Origin of the sequence: Streptomyces sp. NBC_00358 (assembly GCF_036099295.1) — a bacterium.
Classification (GTDB): Bacteria; Actinomycetota; Actinomycetes; order Streptomycetales; family Streptomycetaceae; genus Streptomyces.
On sequence record NZ_CP107976.1, the window covers coordinates 3,384,635 to 3,407,745 of the forward strand.

Here is a 23,111-nt window from a genome sequence, read left to right on the forward strand (position 1 = left end):
ACGGGTAGCACTCCGCCGGTCGGCGGAGTGCTGCCGGAGGAGCTCGCCCGGCTCCGGTCACCGGGCATCCCGTCGCCCGGCACCGGACCGCACCCCGTCACGACTCGGGTGGTCCTGCCCCTTCAGCCCTCGCTCGGGATGCGGGGCGGCCACTCGCCTTGGATGGTGTGGTCATGAACCATCACCACTCCCAGTCCACGATCGACATCGACACCCGGCTCGTCAGGACCGGCGCCCTGCTCACCGCGGCCGGCGCCGTGGTGGCGTGCACCGGAATGTTCATCGCGGCCACCGCCGTGTTCGCCGCGGGCCGGCGCATGGTCCGCGCCATGGATGTACCTCCGACCCAGCAGGCGGTCATCAAGTGGCGGCAGGCCAAGGAAGCGTCCCTGGCGGGCGTACAGGCATGGCAGCAGTCCGGGGCCGGCACCCCGAACGGGTCGTCGACGCGCTAGCGGCCGCCCGGACACGCGCGCCGGACCGGACCGTGGCGCCCCGCGCGGCGGCCGGTCCCCCGGACGGCCCAACCGAGGCGCTTCCCGTCGGCGGGGCGAAAGACACGGCGCCCGCTGCCCGGTCGCCCGGCCGGAGAGCCCCTCCGGTAAGGGAGCCGGCGGCTCAGGGCCGCGCGACCGGCCCGGGCAGGCGGTCCCGGTGGCGCGACTCGTGGCCTCGATGCCGCTGCTGATGCTGCCGCTGCCGCCGGACCAGCGGCCAGGTCGCGATGCCGATCCCCAGCGCGATCAGGTGTCCCCCGTCCGTCACGGGGTCGGTGAGGAGGATCAGGTCCTCCGCGAGGACCGAGCCGAAGCCGATCAGCAGCGGCCAGCGCAGCCACGGAGAGAGGAGTCCCGCGAGCGATCCGACGCTCGCGGCGACGCCGAAGCTGATGCCGTAGTCGAGCCGGTGGAGGGAGCCGACGGGCAGTCCGCCCGCCAGCACCGCCATTCCGACCGGCACCTCGGTGGCCAGCGTGGCCACCACATGCCCGAGCAGGAAGACGCCGGCCGCCCACGCCGTGCCGGTACGGCGCTCCAGCGCGGTCAGCACGAGCAGGAATCCGATCGCGTACGGCGAGGCGATCCCCCCGACGATCCACAGCGCGCTCGCGACCAGGACGAGCACGGGGTGGCGCGCGAGGTGCGCGACGTCCGTACTCGACGCCTGGTGCAGGGCGCGGACGACCGCGGGGCGCGTGTGTCCGGCGAGGCCGGAGACGGCGGCGAGGACGACCGCGTACCCGAAGGTGAAGGGCGTACCGCGCGGAGTCGGGAGCAGCCGCCCGACACGGAGTCTCCCCAGCCGGCCGGGGAAAGCCCGCGAGGCGGAGCCGACCGCGGGAACCTGCCCGCCCTCGGCCCCGGCCTCGGTTTCGGCTTCGGTTTCGGTTTCGGCTTCGGCCCCGGACGCACCCGCCGATCCCGGCAGGCCCCGGGGGCCGGGCACGTCCGTCGATCCCGGCCGGCCGGAAGGCCTGGGCGCGGCCGCCGCACCTCGCATGTTCCGGGTGCAGCCCGCCTCCGCCGATCCCGGCGCCGCCGCCGGACCGGGTGCGGGGGCCGACGTGGTCGTCGGTGCGGACGGGACGGGCGGGGCGGGGGCCGAGGTGGAGCCTTCGCGCTGCTGCGGCATTCCGGGGAGGTTCGGGGGAGGCGTGCCCGGCGCGGGCCCGGTGGACGTACCGGCTCGGCCGGTGGGCGTATCGGCTCGCTCGGTGGTGCTCCGGTCCACGGTGCGGCGCTCCTTCCGTCGCATCCCACCCTTCGCGTCCCCCGAGTCGCTGTCTATGACCGGCGCCACGCACCGGGCGATTCTCAGCAACTCCTCAAGAAGAGAGGAGAGGAGAAGGGCCGGGATGAAGAGAGGAGAGGGGCCGAGGTGCCGGGCCGGACCGGGGATCTCCGGGGCGTGGGGCCCGCACCCCGGAGATCCCCGGTCCGCCACCGCGTCAACCCCGCGCGGACCGCCGTCACCCTTGGGATCGCCGGACCCGGCGGCCCGCTCGCACCCCGCGCGGGGAGGGCCCGGACAGCGGGGCCGGGCCGCGCCGACCCGGGCCCCGGAATTCCGGCGACCCGTACCGGCCGAAGTGCCAGGATGGCGGCCATGACTGCCTCGTACGACACCCCCGTGGTCATCGACCGACGCGAGGGCCCGTACGGCGAGGTCGTGCTGCGGCGCCACGGCGCTCTGCTGCAGATCATCGCCAACGGGTGCTTCCTGATGGACACGTCCGACGGGCGTTCCGAGCGACTGCTCATGGACGCGGCCCACGACGCGCTGGACGGGCGTCCGGAGCCGCGCGTCCTGATCGGCGGGCTCGGCGTCGGGTTCTCGCTCGCGCACGCCGCCGCGGACCACCGCTGGGGACGCATCACCGTGGTCGAGCGCGAACGGGCCATCATCGACTGGCACCGGGACGGGCCCCTCGCCGCCCTCTCGGCAAGCGCGCTCGCCGACCCGCGCACCGAGATCGTCGAGACCGATCTCGTCGACTACGTCAATGAGATCTCCGACACGTTCGACGCGCTCTGTCTCGACATCGACAACGGGCCCGACTGGACCGTCACGGACGGCAACGCGGGACTGTACGGCGAGTCCGGACTGGCAAGCTGCGCAAGGGCGTTGAGGCCGGGCGGCGTGCTCGCCGTATGGTCGGCGCAGCCCTCTCCGGAATTTGAAGGAACGCTGCGGAATGCCGGATTCCGACGGGTCCGTACCGAAGTGGTCCCCGTTGCCCGGGGCGTTCCCGACGTGGTGCATCTCGCGGTAAGGCCTGGATAGCCGAGGCACGGTGACTGCCCGTACCCTGCTTGCCTGACGCGGATCATTCAAGCGTCAAGCGCAGTCATGGGATCACCCCACGGATTCCGGAAAGCACACTTCAGGGGCGGGCGATGGAGCAGACACACACCTCCCAGAACGGCACGGCCGCGACCCAGGGCGCTCAGCGCCGGGTTCTGGTCGTCGAGGACGACCCTACGATCGTCGACGCCATCGCGGCCCGTCTGCGAGCCGAGGGATTCCTCGTGCAAACCGCGGGCGACGGTCCGGCCGCCGTCGACACCGCCGAGGCATGGCAGCCCGATCTGCTGATCCTCGACATCATGCTGCCCGGCTTCGACGGTCTGGAGGTCTGCCGCCGTGTGCAGGCCGCCCGGCCGGTGCCGGTGCTGATGCTCACCGCGCGCGACGACGAGACCGACATGCTGGTCGGGCTCGGCGTCGGCGCCGACGACTACATGACCAAGCCGTTCTCGATGCGCGAGCTGGCCGCCCGGGTGCACGTACTGCTCCGCAGAGTCGAGCGCGCGGTCGTCGCGGCCTCCACTCCGCGCAGCGGCATCCTGCGCCTCGGCGAGCTGGAGATCGACCACGCGCAGCGCCGGGTGCGGGTGCGCAGCGAGGACGTACACCTCACTCCCACCGAGTTCGACCTCCTCGTATGCCTCGCGAACACCCCGCGTGCCGTACTCTCGCGCGAGCAGTTGCTCGCCGAGGTGTGGGACTGGGCTGACGCCTCCGGTACCCGGACCGTCGACAGTCACATCAAGGCGCTGCGCCGCAAGATCGGTGCCGAGCGGATCCGTACGGTGCACGGCGTCGGCTACGCACTGGAGACCCCGACTCCCTGAGCCGGGCCTTCGTCGGAACGTCGGGACCGTGACCGGGACCCGCGTGAGGGGCTGATGTGATGAGCGGACTCGGAGAAAGAGGACGCGGGCTCGGTGAGCGCGCGTCCGGTGAGCGCAGGGGCACCGGCTCCTGGGGTGATGTGCGGCCCTTCTCGATCAACACCAAGCTGGGCGCGCTGGTCGTCATCTCCGTGCTCATCACCACGGGTCTGTCGATGATCGCGGTGCACACCAAGACCGAGCTCCGCTTCATCACGGTCTTCTCGATGATCGCCACCTTGCTGATCACGCAGTTCGTGGCGCACTCGCTCACCGCGCCGCTGGACGAGATGAACGCGGTGGCCCGCTCCATCTCGCACGGCGACTACACCCGCCGGGTGCGGGACGACCGGCGGGACGAGCTGGGAGACCTGGCCCAGACGATCAACCTCATGGCCGACGAGCTGGAGGCCCAGGACCGTCAGCGCAAGGAGCTCGTGGCGAATGTCTCGCACGAGCTGCGCACCCCCATCGCGGGTCTGCGCGCGGTCCTGGAGAACGTCGTGGACGGCGTCTCGGCCGCCGATCCCGAGACGATGCGCACGGCGCTGAAGCAGACGGAGCGGCTCGGCCGGCTGGTGGAGACGCTCCTGGACCTGTCCCGGCTGGACAACGGCGTCGTACCGCTGCGCAGGCGCCGCTTCGAGGTGTGGCCCTATCTGTCCGGTGTGCTGAAGGAGGCCAACATGGTCGCCTCGGCGCGCGCGGACATAGCCTCGGGCTCCGGCAGCCACACCCGCACGGACGTCCATCTGCACCTCGACGTGTCCCCGCCGGAGCTGACCGCGCACGCGGACCCGGAGCGGATCCACCAGGTCGTGGCGAACCTCATCGACAACGCGGTCAAGCACAGCCCGCCGCACGGCCGGGTGACGGTGCGGGCACGGCGGGGCGACTATCCCGAGTCACTGGCCCTGGAGGTCCTGGACGAGGGGCCCGGCATTCCGAAGTCGGAGTGGCACCGCGTCTTCGAGCGGTTCAACCGGGGCGGGGTGCCCGCGCCGCACGGTCCGGGCAGCGACGGCGGTACGGGCCTGGGCCTGGCCATCGCCCGCTGGGCGGTGGATCTGCACGGCGGACGGATCGGTGTGGCCGAATCTCAGCGGGGTTGCCGGATCCAGGTCATCCTTCCGGGACTCCCTTCTCTGCCAAGTTGACGTAAAGTTCGAACCGGAGCCGCAAGATCCATCGGTGTCGCCGTGCGCGTACACGTGTGATCAGGCACAGGACCGTGTGAAGGGTGCCGCGGCCCTCGGTCGACGTACCCGTTCCGAAGCGGAACCCCGGTTGTTTCCCGCCATTTCCATGGGCGAAACACGGATTCCGATGTGACTTACGCGACGTTGGACGGGCCCGGCCTGACCTTCTCGGCCAGGGAGGCGTAGCCTTTATTCCCGCTGTCCATCACCTTGTGAAGCGGAAGAGGGCGGTTGCCGCCGTGTCGCCACAGTCCCCCAGTAACTCGAGCCTCTCGACCGATGACCAAGCCGCCGGGAAGAACCCCGCGGCCGCCTTCGGTGCCAACGAGTGGCTCGTCGACGAGATCTATCAGCAGTACCTCCAGGACCCGAATTCGGTAGACCGAGCCTGGTGGGACTTCTTCGCCGATTACAAGCCCGGGGCGCCCGCCGCCTCGGCTCCGGCGGGTACTGCGGCCGCGGGGGCCGCAGGGACCACCACATCCGCGCCTGCCGCGCCGGCTGCCCCCGTGCCGCCCGCGGCACGCCAGGCTCCACCTCAGGCGGCCCCGGCCGCGCCCGCTCCGGCTCCGGCCGCCGCTCCTGCGGCTCCGCAGCCCGCTGCCGCCGCCCCGGCGCCCGCGAAGGCGGCTCCGGCCGCCGCCGCGCAGCCGAAGGCCGCAGCGGCCACCGAGGCGCCCGAGGGCCCCGAGTACGTGACCCTGCGCGGTCCCGCCGGTGCCGTCGCGAAGAACATGAACGCCTCGCTGGAGCTGCCCACGGCCACGTCCGTGCGCGCGGTCCCGGTGAAGCTGCTCTTCGACAACCGCATCGTCATCAACAACCACCTGAAGCGCGCCCGGGGCGGGAAGATCTCCTTCACCCACCTCATCGGGTACGCGATGGTGCAGGCCATCAAGGCCATGCCGTCGATGAACTGGCACTTCGTGGAGAAGGACGGGAAGCCCACCCTCGTCAAGCCTCCGCACGTCAACTTCGGCCTCGCCATCGACCTGGTGAAGCCCAACGGTGACCGCCAGCTCGTCGTCGCGGGCATCAAGAAGGCCGAGACGCTGAACTTCTTCGAGTTCTGGCAGGCCTACGAGGACATCGTCCGCCGCGCCCGTGACGGCAAGCTGACGATGGACGACTTCACCGGTGTCACGGTCTCGCTGACCAACCCCGGCGGCCTCGGCACCGTCCACTCGGTCCCGCGTCTGATGCCCGGACAGTCGGTCATCATGGGCGTCGGCTCGATGGACTACCCGGCGGAGTTCCAGGGCACCTCCCAGGACACCCTGAACAAGCTCGGCATCGCGAAGGTCATGACGCTCACGTCGACCTACGACCACCGGGTCATCCAGGGCGCCGCCTCCGGCGAGTTCCTGCGCGTCGTGGCGAACTCGCTGCTCGGCGAGACCGGCTTCTACGACGAGGTCTTCGAGTCGCTGCGGATTCCCTACGAGCCGGTCCGCTGGCTCAAGGACATCGACGCCAGCCACGACGACGACGTCACGAAGGCCGCCCGCGTCTTCGAGCTGATCCACTCCTACCGGGTCCGCGGCCACGTCATGGCCGACACCGACCCGCTGGAGTACAAGCAGCGCAAGCACCCCGACCTGGACATCACCGAGCACGGCCTCACCCTCTGGGACCTGGAGCGCGAGTTCGCCGTCGGCGGCTTCGCGGGCAAGTCCCTGATGAGGCTGCGCGACATCCTCGGTGTGCTGCGCGACTCGTACTGCCGCACCACCGGCATCGAGTTCATGCACATCCAGGACCCGAAGCAGCGCAAGTGGATCCAGGACCGCATCGAGCGCCCGCACACCAAGCCGGAGCGCGAGGAGCAGCTGCGCATCCTGCGCCGGCTGAACGCGGCTGAGGCCTTCGAGACCTTCCTGCAGACGAAGTACGTCGGCCAGAAGCGCTTCTCGCTGGAGGGCGGCGAGTCCGTCATCCCGCTCCTCGACGCCGTCATCGACAGCGCCGCGGAGTCCCGTCTGGACGAGGTCGTCATCGGCATGGCCCACCGCGGCCGGCTGAACGTCCTCGCGAACATCGTCGGCAAGTCGTACGCGCAGATCTTCCGCGAGTTCGAGGGCAACCTCGACCCGAAGTCGATGCACGGCTCCGGCGACGTGAAGTACCACCTGGGCGCCCAGGGCACCTTCACCGGCCTGGACGGCGAGCAGATCAAGGTCGCGCTGGCCGCGAACCCGTCCCACCTGGAGACGGTCGACCCGATCATCGAGGGCATCGTCCGCGCCCGCCAGGACATCATCAACAAGGGCGGTACGGACTTCACGGTCCTGCCGGTCGCCCTGCACGGTGACGCGGCCTTCGCGGGCCAGGGTGTGGTCGCCGAGACGCTCAACATGTCGCAGCTGCGCGGCTACCGCACGGGCGGCACGGTCCACATCGTCATCAACAACCAGGTCGGCTTCACCGCCGCCCCGGAGTCGTCGCGCTCCTCCATGTACGCCACCGACGTGGCCCGCATGATCGAGGCGCCGATCTTCCACGTGAACGGTGACGACCCCGAGGCCGTCGTCCGTGTCGCACGGCTGGCGTTCGAGTTCCGTCAGGCGTTCAACAAGGACGTCGTGATCGACCTCATCTGCTACCGCCGCCGCGGACACAACGAGTCCGACAACCCGGCGTTCACGCAGCCGCTGATGTACGACCTGATCGACAAGAAGCGCTCGGTGCGCAAGCTCTACACCGAGTCCCTCATCGGTCGCGGCGACATCACCCTCGAAGAGGCCGAGCAGGCGCTGCAGGACTTCCAGGGCCAGCTGGAGAAGGTCTTCACCGAGGTCCGCGAGGCCGTCGCGCAGGCACCCGAGACGCATGTCCCGGACGTGCAGGCCGAGTTCCCGGTCGCCGTGTCCACCGCGGTCTCCCAGGAGATCGTGAAGCGGATCGCCGAGTCCCAGGTCAACATCCCCGACAACGTCACCGTGCACCCGCGGCTGCTCCCGCAGCTCCAGCGCCGTGCGGCGATGATCGAGGACGGCACGATCGACTGGGGCATGGGCGAGACCCTCGCCATCGGTTCGCTGCTCCTGGAGGGCACGCCGGTCCGGCTGTCCGGCCAGGACTCGCGCCGCGGCACCTTCGGCCAGCGTCACGCGGTGCTGATCGACCGGGTCACGGGCGAGGACTACACCCCGCTCCAGTACCTCTCGGACGACCAGGCCCGCCTGAACGTCTACGACTCGCTGCTCTCCGAGTACGCGGTCATGGGCTTCGAGTACGGCTACTCGCTGGCCCGCCCGGACGCGCTGGTCATGTGGGAGGCGCAGTTCGGCGACTTCGTCAACGGCGCCCAGACGATCGTCGACGAGTACATCTCGGCCGCCGAGCAGAAGTGGAACCAGACGTCCGGCGTCACCCTGCTGCTCCCGCACGGCTACGAGGGCCAGGGCCCGGACCACTCCTCGGCCCGGATCGAGCGCTTCCTCCAGCTCTGCGCCCAGAACAACATGACGGTCGCCCAGCCGACGTCCCCGTCGAACTACTTCCACCTCCTGCGGTGGCAGGTGCACAACCCGCACCACAAGCCGCTGGTGGTCTTCACCCCGAAGTCGATGCTGCGCCTCAAGGCCGCGGCCTCGAAGGCGGAGGAGTTCACCTCGGGTCAGTTCCGCCCGGTCATCGGTGACGACTCGGTCGAGGCGTCCGCCGTGCGCAAGGTCGTCTTCTGCGCCGGCAAGCTGTACTACGACCTGGAGGCCGAGCGGAAGAAGCGCGGCTCCACGGACACGGCGATCATCCGTATCGAGCGCCTGTACCCGCTGCCGGGTGCCGAGCTCCAGGCGGAGATCGCCAAGTACCCGAACGCCGAGAAGTACCTGTGGGCCCAGGAGGAGCCGGCGAACCAGGGTGCCTGGCCGTTCATCGCGCTCAACCTGATCGACCACCTCGACCTGGCGGTCGGCGCGGACGTCCCGGGCGCCGAGCGCCTGCGCCGCATCTCGCGTCCGCACTCCTCCTCCCCCGCCGTCGGTTCCGCGAAGCGGCACCAGGCGGAGCAGGAGCAGCTGGTGCGTGAGGTGTTCGAGGCGTAGGCCTTCGGCACGGCAGTACGAAAGGGCCCGGCCCCGAGTTCCTCCGAACTCGGGGCCGGGCCTTTCGGCGTGCCGGACGGTGCCGGGGCCGACAGGCCCGGCGCGCGGAGGGTATGCGCACCGGCGTCGGCACCCTTGGCTCACGTCTCCTGCGGTTCGAAGTCCCAGTAGGGCCGGTTGCGGGAGCGGGCCGAGATGGTGTGGACGTGGCGGGGGCCCAGGGTGGCGTCCAGGTCGGCGAGTGCCTCCTGCTCCGTCTTCTCGGCCTGGCGGCCGTCCCGGAGGGCGCGCAGGTCCGCGGCCAGGGCGATGCGGGCTGAGAGGGTCAGCGGGTGGGTGCGGCCCAGGGTCTCGGTGGCCCGGTGGACCGTCTGCTGGCTGAGGGCGGCGGCCTGCTCCGGGTCGCCGACGAGGTTGCGCAGGGCGGAGGCGTTGATGGCGCAGCCCAAGGTCCAGGGGTGACGCTCCCCCACGGCCTCGGTCATGACGTCCAGGGCCTGCTCGACGACGACATGGGCCTGGTCCCGTTCGCCGACACTGCGCAGCACCAGGGCGTGGTTGGCGCGGACACCGGCGATGTAGGGGTGCCCCTCGGCGAGCATGACCTCGTACCGGGCGACGACGGACTCACCGAGCTCCCGCGCCTGGTCGATGTTGCCGTGCTCACGGATGAAACAGCTCGTGGAGGCGGCGAATCTCAGCGTCTGCGGAGCCGTCTCGCCCAGGGCGCGCTCGCAGCGCTCAAGTACCCGGGTGAGCAGTTCGACCGCCGAGGCGCGGTCTCCGGTGCGGTAATGACACAGAGCGAGATTGTGCTCGGCGTCGAGGGTCGGCGGCGCGGCGGCCCCCATGACCAGGCGGTACTCGCCCACGTTCTTGGCCTGGATCGACTCGGCCTCGGCGTAGCGGCCGAGCAGGCGAAGGTCGACGGCGTAGTGGAGTTCCGAGGACAGGGTCCACGGATGCCGGGCCCGCAGCAGCAGTCGGCGGGCCTCCAGGGTGCGCCGGTCGATGTCCAGTGCCGCTTCGTAGTGGCCCAGCAGGCGCAGGGAGACGGCCAGGTTGTTCTGGGCGCCTTGGGTCCGCGAGTCCTGTTCGCCGAGGAGGTCGCGGTAGGCCGTGAAGATCCACCGGGAGAGTTCCAGGGCCTCGTCGTAGCGGGCGAGACCGCGCAGGTCGGCTGCCAGTCCGGTGGCGGCGCGCAGATGCTCCAGGTCCTGGGAGCCACGTTCCTCGCGCAGATGTTCGACGGCCGCGCGTTCGATGGCCTCGGTGCGCTGGTAGTCGCCGACCGCGCGCAGCAGGTTGGCGTAGTGGTGGGTCAGCTCCCAGATCCGCGGATGGTTCTCCCCGAGCAGTTCCCGCCAGGCCGTGAGCGCGCGTCGGCCGAGCGTGATGCCCGACTGGTACTCGCCCGAAATGTACATGTAGCGAAGGCAGTTGAAGACCAGTGTCTGCACTGCCGGGTCCTTGCTCCGCAGTACGTCCGCGTACTTCAGATGCGGGACGATCTCCGCGTAGCCGCTCCACAGCCGCGTGTCCGTGGGGCGCCGGGGGTCCGCCGCGGCCAGTGCGCGCCGGACCACGTCGATGAAGTCGCGGCGGTCCTCGTCGGGCATGTCCTTGTGGACGATCTGGTGGACCATCCGGTGCAGGTACAAGGACTCGCCGGAGGACGCCGCCTCGTCGCCGGCCGTCTCGTGGGACTCCAGCCGGACGACGGAGTACTGGCGGAGCTGGTTGATCGCCCGGTTCCACAGCAGGGGATCGTTGAGCAGGCCAGCGATCTGTTCGGGCAGCTGGTCGTGCGGCATCTCCTTCAGCAGACGCACGGGGATGAAGCCCGGCGCGAAGAAGGTGCACAGCCGCAGCAGGTCGACGGACTCCGGGACGGTGTCGCGGAGCTTGTTGAGCAGTATCGACCAGGCGGTCTGGAAGGCGACCGGGAAGTCGGCGGAGACCTTGACGACGTCCTGGTCGATGCCGCCGTCCAGCAGGGCGATGTACTCCTGGACGGACAGGTCCGAGTCGTTGAGCCAGCCCGCCGTCTGGTCCAGCAGGAGGGGCAGGTCCTCCAGCGCCTCGGCGAGCTGGTCGGCCTCGGGTTCGGTCAGGCGCGGGGCGCGGCGGCGGATGAACGCGACGGACTCGTCACGGGCGTAGACCGGCACCTCCAGCAGCTTGCTGTTGTGCTCGCTCCACTCGGGATTGCGCGAGGTGATCAGGACATGTCCTGGCCCGGTGGGGACGAGGTCGTAGATCTGGTCGGGTTCGTCCGCGCCGTCCAGGATCAGCAGCCAGCGGGAGTACGGGTCGCCCCGGCGCAGCGAGTCACGTACGGCACGCAGCCGTTCGCCGTACTCGGCGCCGGTGGAGAGCCCCAACTGCGGTGCCAGTTCGGCCAGTCGGCGCCGGTAGGTGACCCGCTTCTCGGCGTTGACCCACCACACCACGTCGTACTCGGAGCCGAAGCGGTACACGTACTCGGCGGCGAGCTGGGTCTTCCCCACTCCGGACATGCCGTGCAGGGTGACCACGCCCGCGCCCGCGTCGGAGCCCTGGAGCAGGTGGTAGGCGTCGTTCAGGAGCGGCTCACGGCCGGTGAATCGGGTGTTGCGGCGGGGTACGCCGCCCCAGACCTCGGGCATGGCGGCCGGGAAACGGGGGCCGCGCCGGGCGCCCTCGACGGATTCCGGCAGGGGTTCGGAGGGCAGGTCCAGGCGTTCCAGGACGCGGCGCTCGGCCTCGTCGGCGCCCATGTTGTCGAGGTTGGCCGCGCCGAGCACGGCGGTGGCCGTCGGCACCGGGCTGTTGGTGACGGAGACGGCCGCGAAGCGTGACGGGTCGGGCCCGACGACTTCGCGCAGTGCCGCGTTCCACTCCTCGTAGGTGCGCGGGCCCAGTTGGAAGTACCACTCGCTGACGATGATCAGGATGCGGCCCTGGGCCAGCGTCAGATCGCGCAGCAGGTCGACGAGCGGCACCTCGGCCGGTGCGTCCCAGCGCTGGTACACCACGCGATGGCCACGCCGCTCCAGACGGTCCCCGATCCAGGCCGCCCAGGCCCGGTTGAAACCGGCGAAGCTGATGGTGACGGTCTGCTTCGCGGGCCCCCTCTCGGCTGGCCCGACCGGCGTACGAGCTCCAGACATGCAGCGGCCTCCCCGCGCGTGATTTTAGAACCGCCGCGAGGGCCGGCGATAGAGCGCCGACACACGCCGGCCGCCTGCTCCACGGTTCCTTTTCAACGTGTTCAGCGACGATCTTGGCTTACGGACCCTTCCACGTCCGGGAACCCGCGGCTTTCGGCGAGGATGGCTCAATCGGGACGATGCGTGGCGCGTTCGACCGGCGCGCGGGGCGCGTTCGGCTGGCCCGGTTCGACTCGGCCGACCCGTGCCGCGCCCCCGGGGAGGGGTGCGCTTCATTCGCCCGGTGTGTGGCGCCGGGTCCACAGCGCCCGGGCGGCCTGTACGTACGCCGTCGCGCGCGCCGCGTGCCCGCGCGGCGGAGGCTGCTCGGCGAGCCGTTCGTACACCTCGACCATGCGGTCGACGAACTGGCGCCCCCGCACGGTCAGATCACCCGATCCGACCAGCGCCGGCAGAACGGCGCCGACCTGCTCCTGGTAGCGCGCGTGCTGCGCCCAGGCGGCGTCCCGGCGGGCGGGAAGGGTGGCGGCGAGCGCGCAGCGCTGGAAGAAGTCCGCCAGCGCGAGATGGGAGTAGGCGCCCTGCAACAGGCCGTCGTACGGGCGCGGATCGGGGCGCCAGGGGGCGAAGTGGCGTGCGTGCGGGCTCGCGTGATGGAGCGTCACCATCTCGCCCAGCGCGGCGAGTTTGGTGTGCTGGATCTCGTGGACGAGGGTGGCCGCGAACGTGGTCGCCGTCGCGGGCGCGCTGCTGAGGACGGCGCCGAAGGCCTCGCGCCGGGTGCCGCTGCAACTGCCGCCGGACCGGCCCGGCCCCGAGCCGGGCGGCGCGGAGAGCGGGACCATGCAGCGCAGCAGGGTCACCGCTTCCGCGAGCCGTCGCTCACCGCCGAGCCCGAGCGCCGCCGCGGTGCCCGACCAGGTGTGCAGCCAGTGCTTGCGCTCGGCGTCGTCGAGGGTGACCGGGCCGCTCAGCGTGTCCGGGCGGGGTCCGCCGCGTGCGGTGCGATAGGGGTCGAGGTCGTCCAGCGGGACGGCGGCCGAGCCGGGCACCAGACCGGGCAGCGCGTACGCGGGTGTCCAGGCCTCGGCGTCCGACCATGCGCCGGCGCCGCTCTGCAGGCGGACGACCACGTCCGCCTCCCCGGGCCGCCGGAGCGTCAGCCGCCCGCGCCGGTGTACGACACCCACCGCGGTGTCCCCGTAACCGGAGCCGCCGCCCGTCCGCAGCGCGCCGAGCGAGGGCAGCGTCAGCACGCCGTCGTGGGCGGTCAGCCGCACCGCGTAGGACACCCCGGCGCGGGCGGCGGCCACGGCGGCGAGGGACCCGAAGTGGGCGAGCGCTCGCGCCGGTTCGCGGGGGTCCCGGCCCGCGCTCGGGCCCGCACCGGCCCCGAGTGCGCGCAGGGCGTCCCGGGCCCAGGGGCCGATGAACGGGTGAAGGAGCAGAGCGCGGACGAGGGACGGTGGAGGACGGTTCCCGGACGCCGGATCCCCGTCGGACACGTCCACGTGCGCACCTCGGCTCCCGGACGCCCGCGCGGAACCACCCGACGGGCCGTGTCCCGGCGTGGAACCGTACGGCCCGGCGTACACCGCCGCGGAACCGTACGGGCCCCCGGCCGCCGGCCCGGGACCGCCTCGGCTCCCGGGCGCCGGCACGCAACCGTCCGGTCCCCCGGCCTCCGGCACGGAACCCCCCGGCCACGAGAACGCCGCCGCGGAACCGTAGGGCCCGGGCCCCTCGGACACCGGCGCCTGAAGCCCCGGCCGGCCGAGTCCCGCCAGGGAACCGTCCGGCCACCCGGACCCCGGGCCGCCGGGCGGCCCGGGGCACGGACCACCCCCGTGGGAACGGTCCCCGACGCGGGCGGACCCCTCCAGGCGTTCGGCCTCCTCCAGCAGGGCCCAGTCCTCGCGGAGCCGGGTCAGGACGGGAGCCGGGCAGACGCCCGGGCCGGCCGACTCGGCCGCGTCGAGGACCGCGCGGAGCAGCAGCAGCCGCCGGGTGTGCTGGTCGCGGACGAGGAGCCCGAGGGTCTCGGGGCCGCCTTCGGTGCGGCCGAGTTCGTCCACGGCCCGTGCCGGGACCGCGGGCAGGATCACGGGACGTCTCCTTCGGCGGCGGCGCGGACGGCGGGCGCGGCAGCCGCCCCGGCGAGTCTTCGCGCGACGTGGTGGATGAAGCGCTGGAGGTCGGCGCAGTACACGGACGGGTTGGCGAAGCCGTGTCCGGCGCGGTATCGATGCGCGTAGTGTCCGCCGCCGCAGACGGCGAGCAGCGGACAGGCCCGGCAGCGCGCGGACAGCGAGGCGGCGCCCGCCTGCCGGGCCGCGACGCCGGGGTGGCGCAGGGCCTCGTCGAAATCGTTCCGGAAGACGTCGAGGCCGGTCCTGGCCGCCCCCTCGTAACAGGACTTGAGGGAGTCGACCTGCTCGATGGAGCCGTCCGTCTCCACGACGACGGCGTCGAAGGGGGCGAGGCCCAGCGACTCGGTGGCGGCGGGCAGTCCGAGGAGCAGCGCGACGCACTCCTCGAAGAGCCGCACCCGCGTCTCGCGCCGCCCGGCCCGCCACCAGCGGTCGAAGACGGCGCACAGCCAGTCGCCGTAAGGGGTCCCCGAGTCGCCCCGGTGCGGTGGCCGCGTGGACCAGTTGCCGTGCGGGAGCAGCAGGTCCAGTGCCGGCGGGCGCAGCGCGAGCAGCGACTCGTACAGCTCGACCGGGTCCGTCGTGGGGTCCACGACGGTGAGGATCCCGGCGTACGCCTGCGGGTGGCGTTCGGCGATCAGCCGGGCGCCGCGCGCGGCGGCGGGCCAGGACGGGCGTCCGGCGTGGTCGGTGCGCAGCGTGTTGTGCTCGGGCAGGCCGCCGTCCAGGCTGATGCCGACGCGGACGGAGTGCCGGGCCAGGACGGCCAGCCGCCGTTCGGTGAGCAGGGTGGCGTTGGTCTGGACGGTGGCGTGCACGGTGCAGCCGCCCGGTACCCGGTCGCGTACGAGATCGGTGAACCGGGCGAGGGTGTCCACGCCCGCCAGCAGGGGTTCACCGCCGTGCAGGACCAGGGACAGGGCCGTCGTGCCGTGGGCGCGGGCGTGTTCGCCGATCCTGAGCGCGGTCCGTTCCAGGACTTCGGGCGGTGCGGCGGCGGGACGGGTGCGCCAGGAGTGGTCGGGGCCCTCGTAGAGGTAGCAGTAGCGGCAGGCGAGGTTGCAGCGGCCGTGCATCTTGACGATGAACTGACGGAAGGGGAACGGCGGTCGGCGGACCGGCGGGGCGGTCGGGGAGGTCGGGACGGTCGGAGAACCCGGGGGGCTCGGGGAGGTCGTCTCTCCAGACACTCCGGCACCCCCATGACGTACGGCTCCGCGGCCCCCACTGCGGACCGCGCCACGGCCCCCTGCCCGTACCGGGCGACATTCCCGGACGCGGACCGGCCACAAACGCCGCCCGCTCGAAGTTGTCCGGTTCAATCACGGGCGGGGACTTGAACTGACGCCTTGTGAGCGACGGTTGACGCGGCCATCGCTCACTTCGCCGTTCAGAAGGCGTTGTTGAATCCCCAGAGGATCTCGCTCGGCTGCCCGGCGCGCTCCCGCAACTCGGCCAGCACCTCGGCCAGTACGGGGTGTTGGACGGTCCGGAGCTCCGCCAGGTCCAGTTCCAGCGGATCCGGGGGCTCCGCCGCGACATCGCGGCCTCGCGCGCCGTCCGGGACGCCGTCACTGGCCTCGTCCCGCACGTCGTCCGGGACGCCGTCCCGTATGTCGTCCCCCGTGTCGTCGCGTACGCCCATGTCGTCCCTCTCGTATTCCGCGGCTCCCCCCGGCGTCCGCCGGCGGGCGTTCCTCACTCCAGTTCGGCCAGCCGCTGCGCCGTCTGCCGGGCCGTCGGTTCGCCCGTGCTCACGACACCGTCCGGCAGCCTGGCCCACTCGGCCCGGGCGGCCCGGTAGGCCTCGCGGGCGGCACGGGGTCGCGCCGCCGCCTCGTAGGACATACCCCGCCAGTGCTGCGCTCGTGCGCCGAGTTCCACGGCTTCCTGGCGACCGCGCCCGGTCTCCGCCTCCTCCTCGGCCTCGCGCGCCGACTCGGCCGCGGCCCGGAAGGCGTCGATGGCCTCGTCGAGCCGTGCCTTGCGGCCGAGGCTCTGGTACGCCTCGAACTGCGCCTGCCCGAGCTCCAGCCAGCAGCGGGCGGTGATCAGCGGTGGGCCCTCCTCCAGCGCCGCGAGCCCGAAGAGGTGCTCGGCCTCGCGCAGGTCCACCCGGTCGCCGCGGGCGCGGAAGCGCAGCATCAGCGCGCGGCCGAGCATCAGCAGGCGGTGGGCCACTGCGGGGCTGCCGGCCGGGGTCTCGGTACGGCAGTCCCGCAGCACCCGGATGGCCCGGGACAGCGATTCGCGCGGGTCGGGTCCGTTGTCCAGCACGGCGCGGCGCAGCAGGACCTCGCCCCATTCGGCGAGGACGTCCGCGTGCGCGGGGGCGTCCCGGGGGACGCCACGGGACGCCTGTTCGAACCGCGCGGCGGCGTCCTGGAGTTCGCGCGGGTCGCCCGAGTCGGCGTACCGGGCCACGTGGACGCGTCCGGCGCGCACCAGCAGGGCGGAACGCAGACCCTGTTCGCGGGTCAGGGCCAGCGCCTCGTCGACAAGGGCCTGGGCGTCGTCCAGCTCACCGCCCGATCCGAGGATCGCGTCGACGAGGTCGAGGAGGACGCGGACGCGGGAGGAGTCACCGGCGGCGGTGGGCGCGTTCTCGGGGCCGGTCTCCAGGGCGGCGCGCAGGGAGCGCGCGCCCTGTTCCGCGTACAGCCTGGCCTGTTCGTGGTCGGCCGTGGCGCCCGACAGGCGCAGCAGGATCCGGCCGTGGGCGAGCGGGAGTTCGGACGGGCGGCCCAGGGGGTCGGGCCAGGCGTCGGCGAACGCCTCCAGCATGCCGACGGCGCCCTGGAGGAGCGCGCTGTCGCCGCCCAGGCGCCACTGTGCCTCCAGCGCGCGTACGCGCTCCAGGGTGAGCCGCAGGGCTTCGGTGGCGTCCAGTTCGGGCGCGGCGCAGGCCACGGCGTACTCCCGGTCGGCGCGTTGCAGCAGGTCGAGCGCGCCGCGCCGGTCACCGCGCCGCCTGCGGTCGGTGGCGGCGGCGTGCAGCACCCTGGCCAGGACCGCCCGTTCGCGCAGGGCGCGGGGGTGCGCGACGGCGCGCTCGGCGGCCGCCTCCGCCTCGCGCAGCAGCTCCACGCCGCCCTGCACCTCCCACAGCAGCAGCACGCAGTTGGCGTACTCGGCCCACAGCTCCGGGTCGGCGCCGACGGGCAGTTCGCGTTCGGTCGCGCCACGCAGGAGCTGTACGGCGTCGATGAGGTCCTGGACCATGCCGTCGCTGCCGAACTGGCGGGCCAGTGAGCGGGCCCGGAACACCGCGGGGTGGGTCGGCCGCTCGTCGGGCGGGTCGTCGCGGCCGCGGGCCACCCCGTAGAGGGCGAACTGTTCCGGCAGTGGCATGAAGCGCTCCAGTACCCGCGCCGCGACCTCGGCGAAGGGCTGCGGGACGAGGGTGGCGCCGCCGTTGTCGCCGTTCTCGCCCGGGTATCCGGCACCGGGCGCGTAGGGCCGTCCGGAGCCGGACCGGCCGAGCTGCGCGAGGGCCAGCGCGGGGAAGTTGGGGCCGCCCTTGCCGAAGCGGTGCTCGATGTACTCGGAGCAGTGCTTGAGGACGAGCATGGCCTCGTCGCGGCCCAGCGGTGACAGCAGGGCTTCCTGCGTGCCGGGCGCGAACTCGTACCACTGGGTGCCGTCGGCGCCGTACTCCTCGGCCTTGGCGCGCGAGAGAAGGCCGCTGAGCAGGACCTCGGCCAGCTCGGAGGGTCCCGAGTCGGGGAGCATGGTGCGCTGGACGAGCTGCATCACCGGGAGGCTGAGCGGGGCCGCGGCGAGATAGCCGGCGAGCCGCCCGGCGGCCTTGGAGGCGTTGGAACGGAACCTGCTGACCAGTTCGAGACCGGACACCCGGCGGCCGGGGCGGGCGCTCCCGGCGGGCTCGTGGTGCCGGCGCACCCAGCCGACGGCTCCGGCCACGGGTCCCGCGCCGGCTCCCGACAGCAGCCGTGCCCAGGCGCCGAGCGCGGCGGGCTCGGGCGGCAGGACCGGCACCGGGAGCGCGCCGTCACGGGCCTCGGGAGGGGTTCCGGCGGGCAGCCGGACCTTGAGTGCGGCTGCGCCCCCGAGGGCCTCGCCGCGGGTCAGTTCGCCGTACGACACCGGCAGCCGGGTGCGGTTCCACATGCGCTGCGGCAGCGGCTGGAGCACCGCGGCGGGGCCGAGCCGGGACAGGTGGTGCAGCAGCCGGTGCGCGTGGCCGCTGTGCCACAGGGGGCCCGCGCAGTCGCTGACGAGGAGGGTGACGCGGCGGCCCGTCGGGTCGCTCAGCCGGTCGGCGGAGTGCAGGGGGGCCGCGCCGGGCTCGGGGCTGCGGCTGACGGCGGGCTCTCCGTCGGGGCCCTGGTGGAGATGGCTCACCTGGATGTCCCAGAAGGCGCCCAACCGGCTGAAGACCTGCTCCAGTTCGGCGAACATCCGGTCCCACACACGCATCGACGAGGAGGCGTCCATCACGAGCTGGAGTGCGGCGTCCGCCCGGGTCACCCCGCGGAACACCGGCAGGACCAATCCGCCCGCCCGGGCGCTCAGTTCGGCGGTCGCGGTCTCGTCGAGGACGGTGCGCAGGGGCGGCGCGGCGGTCCGGTAGCCCTGCAACGGGCGTAAGGCGCGCTGGAGTTCGAGCGGAGCGGGGAACGCGGGCGCGGCCGGTACGCCGACCGGCAGCACCGCCGACCGGCCCTGCCCGTGTCCGCGGGCGGCGCCGTCCCGGGGCACCGGGTACAGCGCGACGCGCCGGTCCGGCTCCGTGTCCCGCCAGGCCGGTACGGGCGGGTCGCCGGACGGTGGCCGCTCGGTGCCCCGCGGGTCCGGGCGCCCGGGAACGGGGTCGTCGCCCGCCGCCGTCCGGCCGGACGGCGGCACGCTCCCCCGCTCGCCCTCGACCGCGTCCGTCCGGCGCGAGAAACGCGCGAGCCACAGCGCGTCGGCCAGTTGCCGGGCATCGGGTTCCATCCCGGCCTGCCGCATCCGGGCGATGAGTTCGGCGATCGGGTCGCCGCCGGGCATCAGGGCGTCACCTCGGGCGGTCGAGCCGCTGGATGAGCAGGTCCGCGAGCCGGTCGCGGCTGGTCGGGGCGGCCGCGTCGGTGAGGTGGATGGCGTTCAGCAGTTGGTCGGCGGCGACGAGTTCGCTGCGCGAACGCTCCAGGAAGTGGGTGATCAGATCGTCCCCGGCGCGCGCCGCCTCGTCGCCCAGGTGGGCGCGCACGAAGGTGGCGAGCCGTTTGTGGTCCGGGCGCCCCAGTTCGAGGTGGATGCAGCGGCGCATCAGCGGGGCGGGGAAGTCGCGCTCGCCGTTACTGGTGAGCACCACGAAGGGGAAGGCGGAGCAGCGCACCCGGCCGTCGCGCACCCGCGCCTTGGTGCCGTCGGCGGTGAGCACCTCGGCCTCGCCACCGGGCAGCCGGTCGGCGACGCGCTCCAGTTCGGGAATCGCGAACTCGCCCTCCTCCAGGACGTTCAGGAGGTCGTTGGGCAGGTCGATGTCGCTCTTGTCCAGCTCGTCGATGAGCAGCACGCGCGGGGTCTCGGAGGGCAGCAGCGCGGTGCCGAGCGGGCCGAGCCGGATGTAGCCGCCGATACCCTCGACGGAGCCGGGGGCGCCGGGCGCGGCCGGGTCGGCGCCCTGCGGCGCGGCGATCTGCACGTCCTGGAGCCGGGCGATCGCGTCGTAGTGGTAGAGCCCGTCCTGCAGGGTGGACCGGCTGACGATCGGCCAGCGCAGGACGTTGCCCAGACCGAGTTCGTACGCCACCGAGTGCGCGAGCGTGCTCTTGCCCGCGCCGGGGCTGCCGGTGACCAGGAGCGGGCGGCGCAGATACAGCGCCGCGTTGATCATTTCGAGTTCCTCGGCGCCGGGCCGGTGCAGTTCGGCCAGATGCCGGTGCGCCCCCAGCCTGCGGTCCTCGGAGCCGTCGCCGTTCGCCCCGGCGGCGTGCCGGCTCGCGAAGTCGCGCCACGGCGGCGGGGCGGGAAGGCGGTTCAGGCCGTCGTGGGGTTCGCCTGCGCCTCGGTAGATGAGCCACTCGCTGGATTCGGTCATTGCCCAGTCCTCGTCGTCACTCGTCCACCACGGCAGCCGTCGATCGTCGCCTCACCGTATCGACCCTCGCAGGGCCCCGTAAGGTCCCAAGAGGGGCTCATAGCAGACCGGTTCGGCCTGGTTCGAGCATCGCGCGACAGCGGGTGAGCGGATGCGGTCATGGCGCCTCCAGCAGGTCCCCGGTGCCGGGCAGCGGCCGGCGCGGGTCGTCGTAGAACAGGGCGATGCCGTCGGCCCAGTAGGTCTCCGGCCGGCCCGCGCGCAGTCCGGCCCGCAGGGCGTGCACCAGTGCCGGGAGCCGGTCCGCGCCGCCCGCGCCCGCCACCGTGTCGCCTGCCCTGCGGTGGAACTCGCCGCAGACCGCGTCGGACTGCCCGCGCCAGCGCCGCCACAGCGCCACGCCGTAGCCGCCGTGCACGATCCGTACGAGCGCCACCGGGTCGTCCTCGAAGCGGTGGTCGCCGTAGCGGCAGAGCACGGGGACGGTCTTGTGCGGCAGGCCGCGCAGCGACTCCGCCGCCGGTACCGGTACCCGCAGTCCGTCCTCGCAGTCGAGGACTTCCGCCTGTGCGCCGTGCTGGTGGATCCACCGCCAGCGGGCCTCCCGCTCGCGCTGCTCCTCCTCGGCAAGGGGCGACTTTCCGGCCGGGACCGGCGGGACGGCCGGATCGGGCAGCTGTTCCCGGTCGGCACAGCGCACGACGACGGGCCGGTGCGCGCCGAGCGGCGGTTCGCCGGGCCCGGACTGCCAGGCGTCGACGTCGAGTCCGAGCAGCAGATGGGGCAGCGCGACCTGGAGGTCCGCGGGCCGGCCGGGTTCGTCGCACTGCCGGAAGGCCTCCGCCAGGGGTGGCGCGAGAACGGCGGGCAGCTCGTCCAGCGGGGTGCGCTCGCCGTCCCGCAGCCGCACCACCTCCCCGGTCGGCCGGCCCACCGAGACGTGCCAGTCGCAGCGGCCGGGTTCCCAGCCCAGTTGCTCCAGTTCGAGCAGGACGTAGAGACGGGGCGCACGGTCGGCGCTGCGCGCTCTGACGTGCGCCTCCCCTGCTTCCGCCGGAGACGGGTCCCGGGGCGCCGACTTGAGCCGTTCGATCCACTGCTGGCCGAGCCGGCGCCGGTAGGCCGGGCCCGGCCTGCCCTCGGCCGTCTGGCGCACCCACTCCCACAGCGCGCGTTCGGCCGCCTGGGTGCCCGGCGTGACGAAGGGGCGTTCGGCGGACATGACCCGCATCGCGTAGTCGAGGACGAGGTCCAGGGCGGAGTCCTGGCGCGAACTCTCGTAGAGCGCCCCGAGCCCGTCGCGCCAGCCGCGCGGCGCCGGGTGCGGGATCGCGGCCCGGTCGCCGACCAGGGATTCGAGCAGGCCGAGCAGGGCGCGGGTGCTGACCGGCGGCGGCAGATCGGCGAGCCGGCCGAGCAACTGGGTCCGCTCCTCGGGGCTGAGCGCCCGGCCCGGCCGGGCGCCGAGCTGGTTCTGGACGTCGGCCCAGGTGCCGCGGTCGGTGTCGGGATGGCGCTGCCGGTCCCGGTGGTAGCGGTCGTGGGCGTGGAGGACGGCGTGGTAGAGGTCGTCGTGCTCGGCCCGCATCTCCCGCGCCGGCACCGGCAGGGAACGCAGTTGCTCCACTCCGGTGCAGGTGCCGCCGAGCCCCCGGTCCGTGCGGGACTTCAGGACTCCGACGACCTCGCCGCGTACGGGGTCGACGACCGGCCCGCCCGAGACTCCGGGCGGCAGCACATCGCCGCCGAGCCGGATCTGCTCGTCGTCGGACCAGCCGCCGAGCGTGCCCTGCACCGTGCAGGTGCCGCTCAGCCGGCGCAGCTCCCCGCCGACCACGGACCAGCCGGAGTAGAGGACGACGGCCTCCTCGTAGTAGGCGGCCGGGCGCTCGGTCACGTAGGCGCAGTCGTGGTCGACCGGCTCGCGCAGCCGCACCAGGGCCAGGTCGGGGGACGGCCAGGTGCCCCGCACCGGGAGCTCGACATGGTCCGGGAGGGTCGCCGCGATCTCACCGGTGACGGCGGACGTGCCGCGGCCCGGCCCTGTCTCGTACACCACCGTCACCTCGTCCCCCTCCCCGCTCCGGACCACATGCGCGCAGGTCAGAACCCAGTTCGGAGCGATGAAGAAACCACTCCCGAGGAACGTGCCGGGTTCGTCGAGGGCATACCCGGAGCCCGCGCGATGGATGCGCACGGTGGCGGCCATGACGAGATCACGCAGCGCACGGTGGCCGTTCCCGGGGCCGCCCGGTGCGCCCGGGGCGTGCCCGTCCGTCATGCCCCGCCCCCGCCGGAGGCATCGGTGACGGCGCCGTGCGCCGGGGCGCCGGGAGACGCGCCCGCGTGCGGGGCGGCCCCGGTCTCCTCCAGGTCCGGCGGACCGCCGTTCCAGGTGAGCGTCACGGTGATGCCCGCCTTGGCCTCGCCGTCGGCGAGCAGTCCGACCACCTTGCCGGCCTTGGCCGTCAGCTCGATGCCGAACTCGACGCTGACCTCGTCGGGCCGCACCGCGCGCAGGGGCGCGGCGAGCGAGCGCGCGACACTGGTGATCACCGAGTGCAGGCTCTCGACCTGTGCCTCGACGCGTTCCCCGAAGCCGACGTCCGTCAGCGACAGCCCGCCGCCCGGTTCCTCCAGTTCGTCGGCCCCCGAGATCCGGGCCCACACCGGTGTTCCGTCCGGCATCTCGATCCGTGCGATGCGGGTCACCGCGTCACTCATGGCATCCCCCGTTCCCCCACGCCCCCGTGGTGCGACCGGCCTCGCAGGCTAGCCGCAGGGGGGCGCCCACGACAGAGGCCCTTCATGGGCCCCGCGCCCCCGCCTATCCTTTTC

14 protein-coding genes are annotated in these 23,111 nt (G+C 72.9%); 5 read left to right on the forward strand and 9 right to left on the reverse strand.

All coding sequences use genetic code 11. The features are described 5' to 3' along the window. Positions 1 to 173 precede the first annotated feature (173 nt). Positions 174 to 455 (forward strand): hypothetical protein, encoded by a 282-nt coding sequence (locus OHT01_RS13975; RefSeq protein WP_328553476.1) that lies wholly within the window; start codon positions 174 to 176, stop codon positions 453 to 455. Positions 456 to 618: 163 nt separating this feature from the next. Here the strand turns inward: OHT01_RS13975 and OHT01_RS13980 are convergent, their stop codons facing one another. Then, complete coding sequence (locus OHT01_RS13980; protein WP_328553477.1) at positions 619 to 1,731, reverse strand: rhomboid-like protein; 1,113 nt, start codon at positions 1,729 to 1,731, stop codon at positions 619 to 621. Positions 1,732 to 2,106: 375 nt separating this feature from the next. On the opposite strand from OHT01_RS13980, the gene OHT01_RS13985 reads away from it, so the two are divergent. The 4 genes from OHT01_RS13985 (at position 2,107) to OHT01_RS14000 (ending at position 8,922) form a co-directional block, all read left to right on the forward strand. Further along, complete coding sequence (locus OHT01_RS13985) at positions 2,107 to 2,784, forward strand: spermidine synthase (protein WP_328553478.1); 678 nt, start codon at positions 2,107 to 2,109, stop codon at positions 2,782 to 2,784. Between the two features lie 113 nt (positions 2,785 to 2,897). Then, complete coding sequence (locus tag OHT01_RS13990) at positions 2,898 to 3,635, forward strand: response regulator transcription factor (RefSeq protein WP_266762665.1); 738 nt, start codon at positions 2,898 to 2,900, stop codon at positions 3,633 to 3,635. 59 nt (positions 3,636 to 3,694) lie between these two features. Next, positions 3,695 to 4,831: a HAMP domain-containing sensor histidine kinase gene (locus OHT01_RS13995; RefSeq protein WP_328553479.1), complete on the forward strand. Its 1,137-nt coding sequence runs from the start codon at positions 3,695 to 3,697 to the stop codon at positions 4,829 to 4,831. A gap of 281 nt (positions 4,832 to 5,112) precedes the next feature. Then, positions 5,113 to 8,922 (forward strand): multifunctional oxoglutarate decarboxylase/oxoglutarate dehydrogenase thiamine pyrophosphate-binding subunit/dihydrolipoyllysine-residue succinyltransferase subunit, encoded by a 3,810-nt coding sequence (locus OHT01_RS14000; protein WP_328553480.1) that lies wholly within the window; start codon positions 5,113 to 5,115, stop codon positions 8,920 to 8,922. A 140-nt stretch (positions 8,923 to 9,062) separates the two neighbouring features. Here the strand turns inward: OHT01_RS14000 and fxsT are convergent, their stop codons facing one another. The 8 genes from fxsT to OHT01_RS14040 form a co-directional block, all read right to left on the reverse strand. Beyond that, a complete protein-coding gene (gene fxsT, locus OHT01_RS14005; RefSeq protein WP_328553481.1) occupies positions 9,063 to 12,074 on the reverse strand; it encodes an FxSxx-COOH system tetratricopeptide repeat protein in 3,012 nt (1,003 codons plus the stop codon). Positions 12,075 to 12,346: 272 nt separating this feature from the next. Then, a complete protein-coding gene (locus OHT01_RS14010) occupies positions 12,347 to 14,179 on the reverse strand; it encodes an aKG-HExxH-type peptide beta-hydroxylase (protein WP_328553482.1) in 1,833 nt (610 codons plus the stop codon). Next, entirely contained in the window at positions 14,176 to 15,300 is a 1,125-nt protein-coding gene (locus OHT01_RS14015) for an FxsB family cyclophane-forming radical SAM/SPASM peptide maturase (RefSeq protein WP_328553483.1), read from the reverse strand. Before OHT01_RS14015 ends, OHT01_RS14010 begins: the two co-directional genes overlap by 4 nt. Before the next feature lie 314 nt (positions 15,301 to 15,614). Then, positions 15,615 to 15,869 carry an FxSxx-COOH cyclophane-containing RiPP peptide gene (gene fxsA, locus OHT01_RS14020; RefSeq protein WP_328553484.1) on the reverse strand — a complete coding sequence of 85 codons (255 nt, stop codon included), beginning with the start codon at positions 15,867 to 15,869 and terminating at the stop codon, positions 15,615 to 15,617. Between the two features lie 53 nt (positions 15,870 to 15,922). Beyond that, on the reverse strand, positions 15,923 to 19,237 hold the full coding sequence (locus OHT01_RS14025; RefSeq protein ID WP_328553485.1) for an SAV_2336 N-terminal domain-related protein: 3,315 nt from the start codon (positions 19,235 to 19,237) through the stop codon (positions 15,923 to 15,925). A gap of 7 nt (positions 19,238 to 19,244) precedes the next feature. Beyond that, positions 19,245 to 20,273 carry an AAA family ATPase gene (locus OHT01_RS14030; RefSeq protein ID WP_328553486.1) on the reverse strand — a complete coding sequence of 343 codons (1,029 nt, stop codon included), beginning with the start codon at positions 20,271 to 20,273 and terminating at the stop codon, positions 19,245 to 19,247. A 157-nt stretch (positions 20,274 to 20,430) separates the two neighbouring features. Next, positions 20,431 to 22,554: a VMAP-C domain-containing protein gene (locus tag OHT01_RS14035; RefSeq protein ID WP_328553487.1), complete on the reverse strand. Its 2,124-nt coding sequence runs from the start codon at positions 22,552 to 22,554 to the stop codon at positions 20,431 to 20,433. Further along, positions 22,551 to 22,997 (reverse strand): CU044_2847 family protein, encoded by a 447-nt coding sequence (locus OHT01_RS14040; protein ID WP_328553488.1) that lies wholly within the window; start codon positions 22,995 to 22,997, stop codon positions 22,551 to 22,553. Before OHT01_RS14040 ends, OHT01_RS14035 begins: the two co-directional genes overlap by 4 nt. Positions 22,998 to 23,111 lie beyond the last annotated feature (114 nt).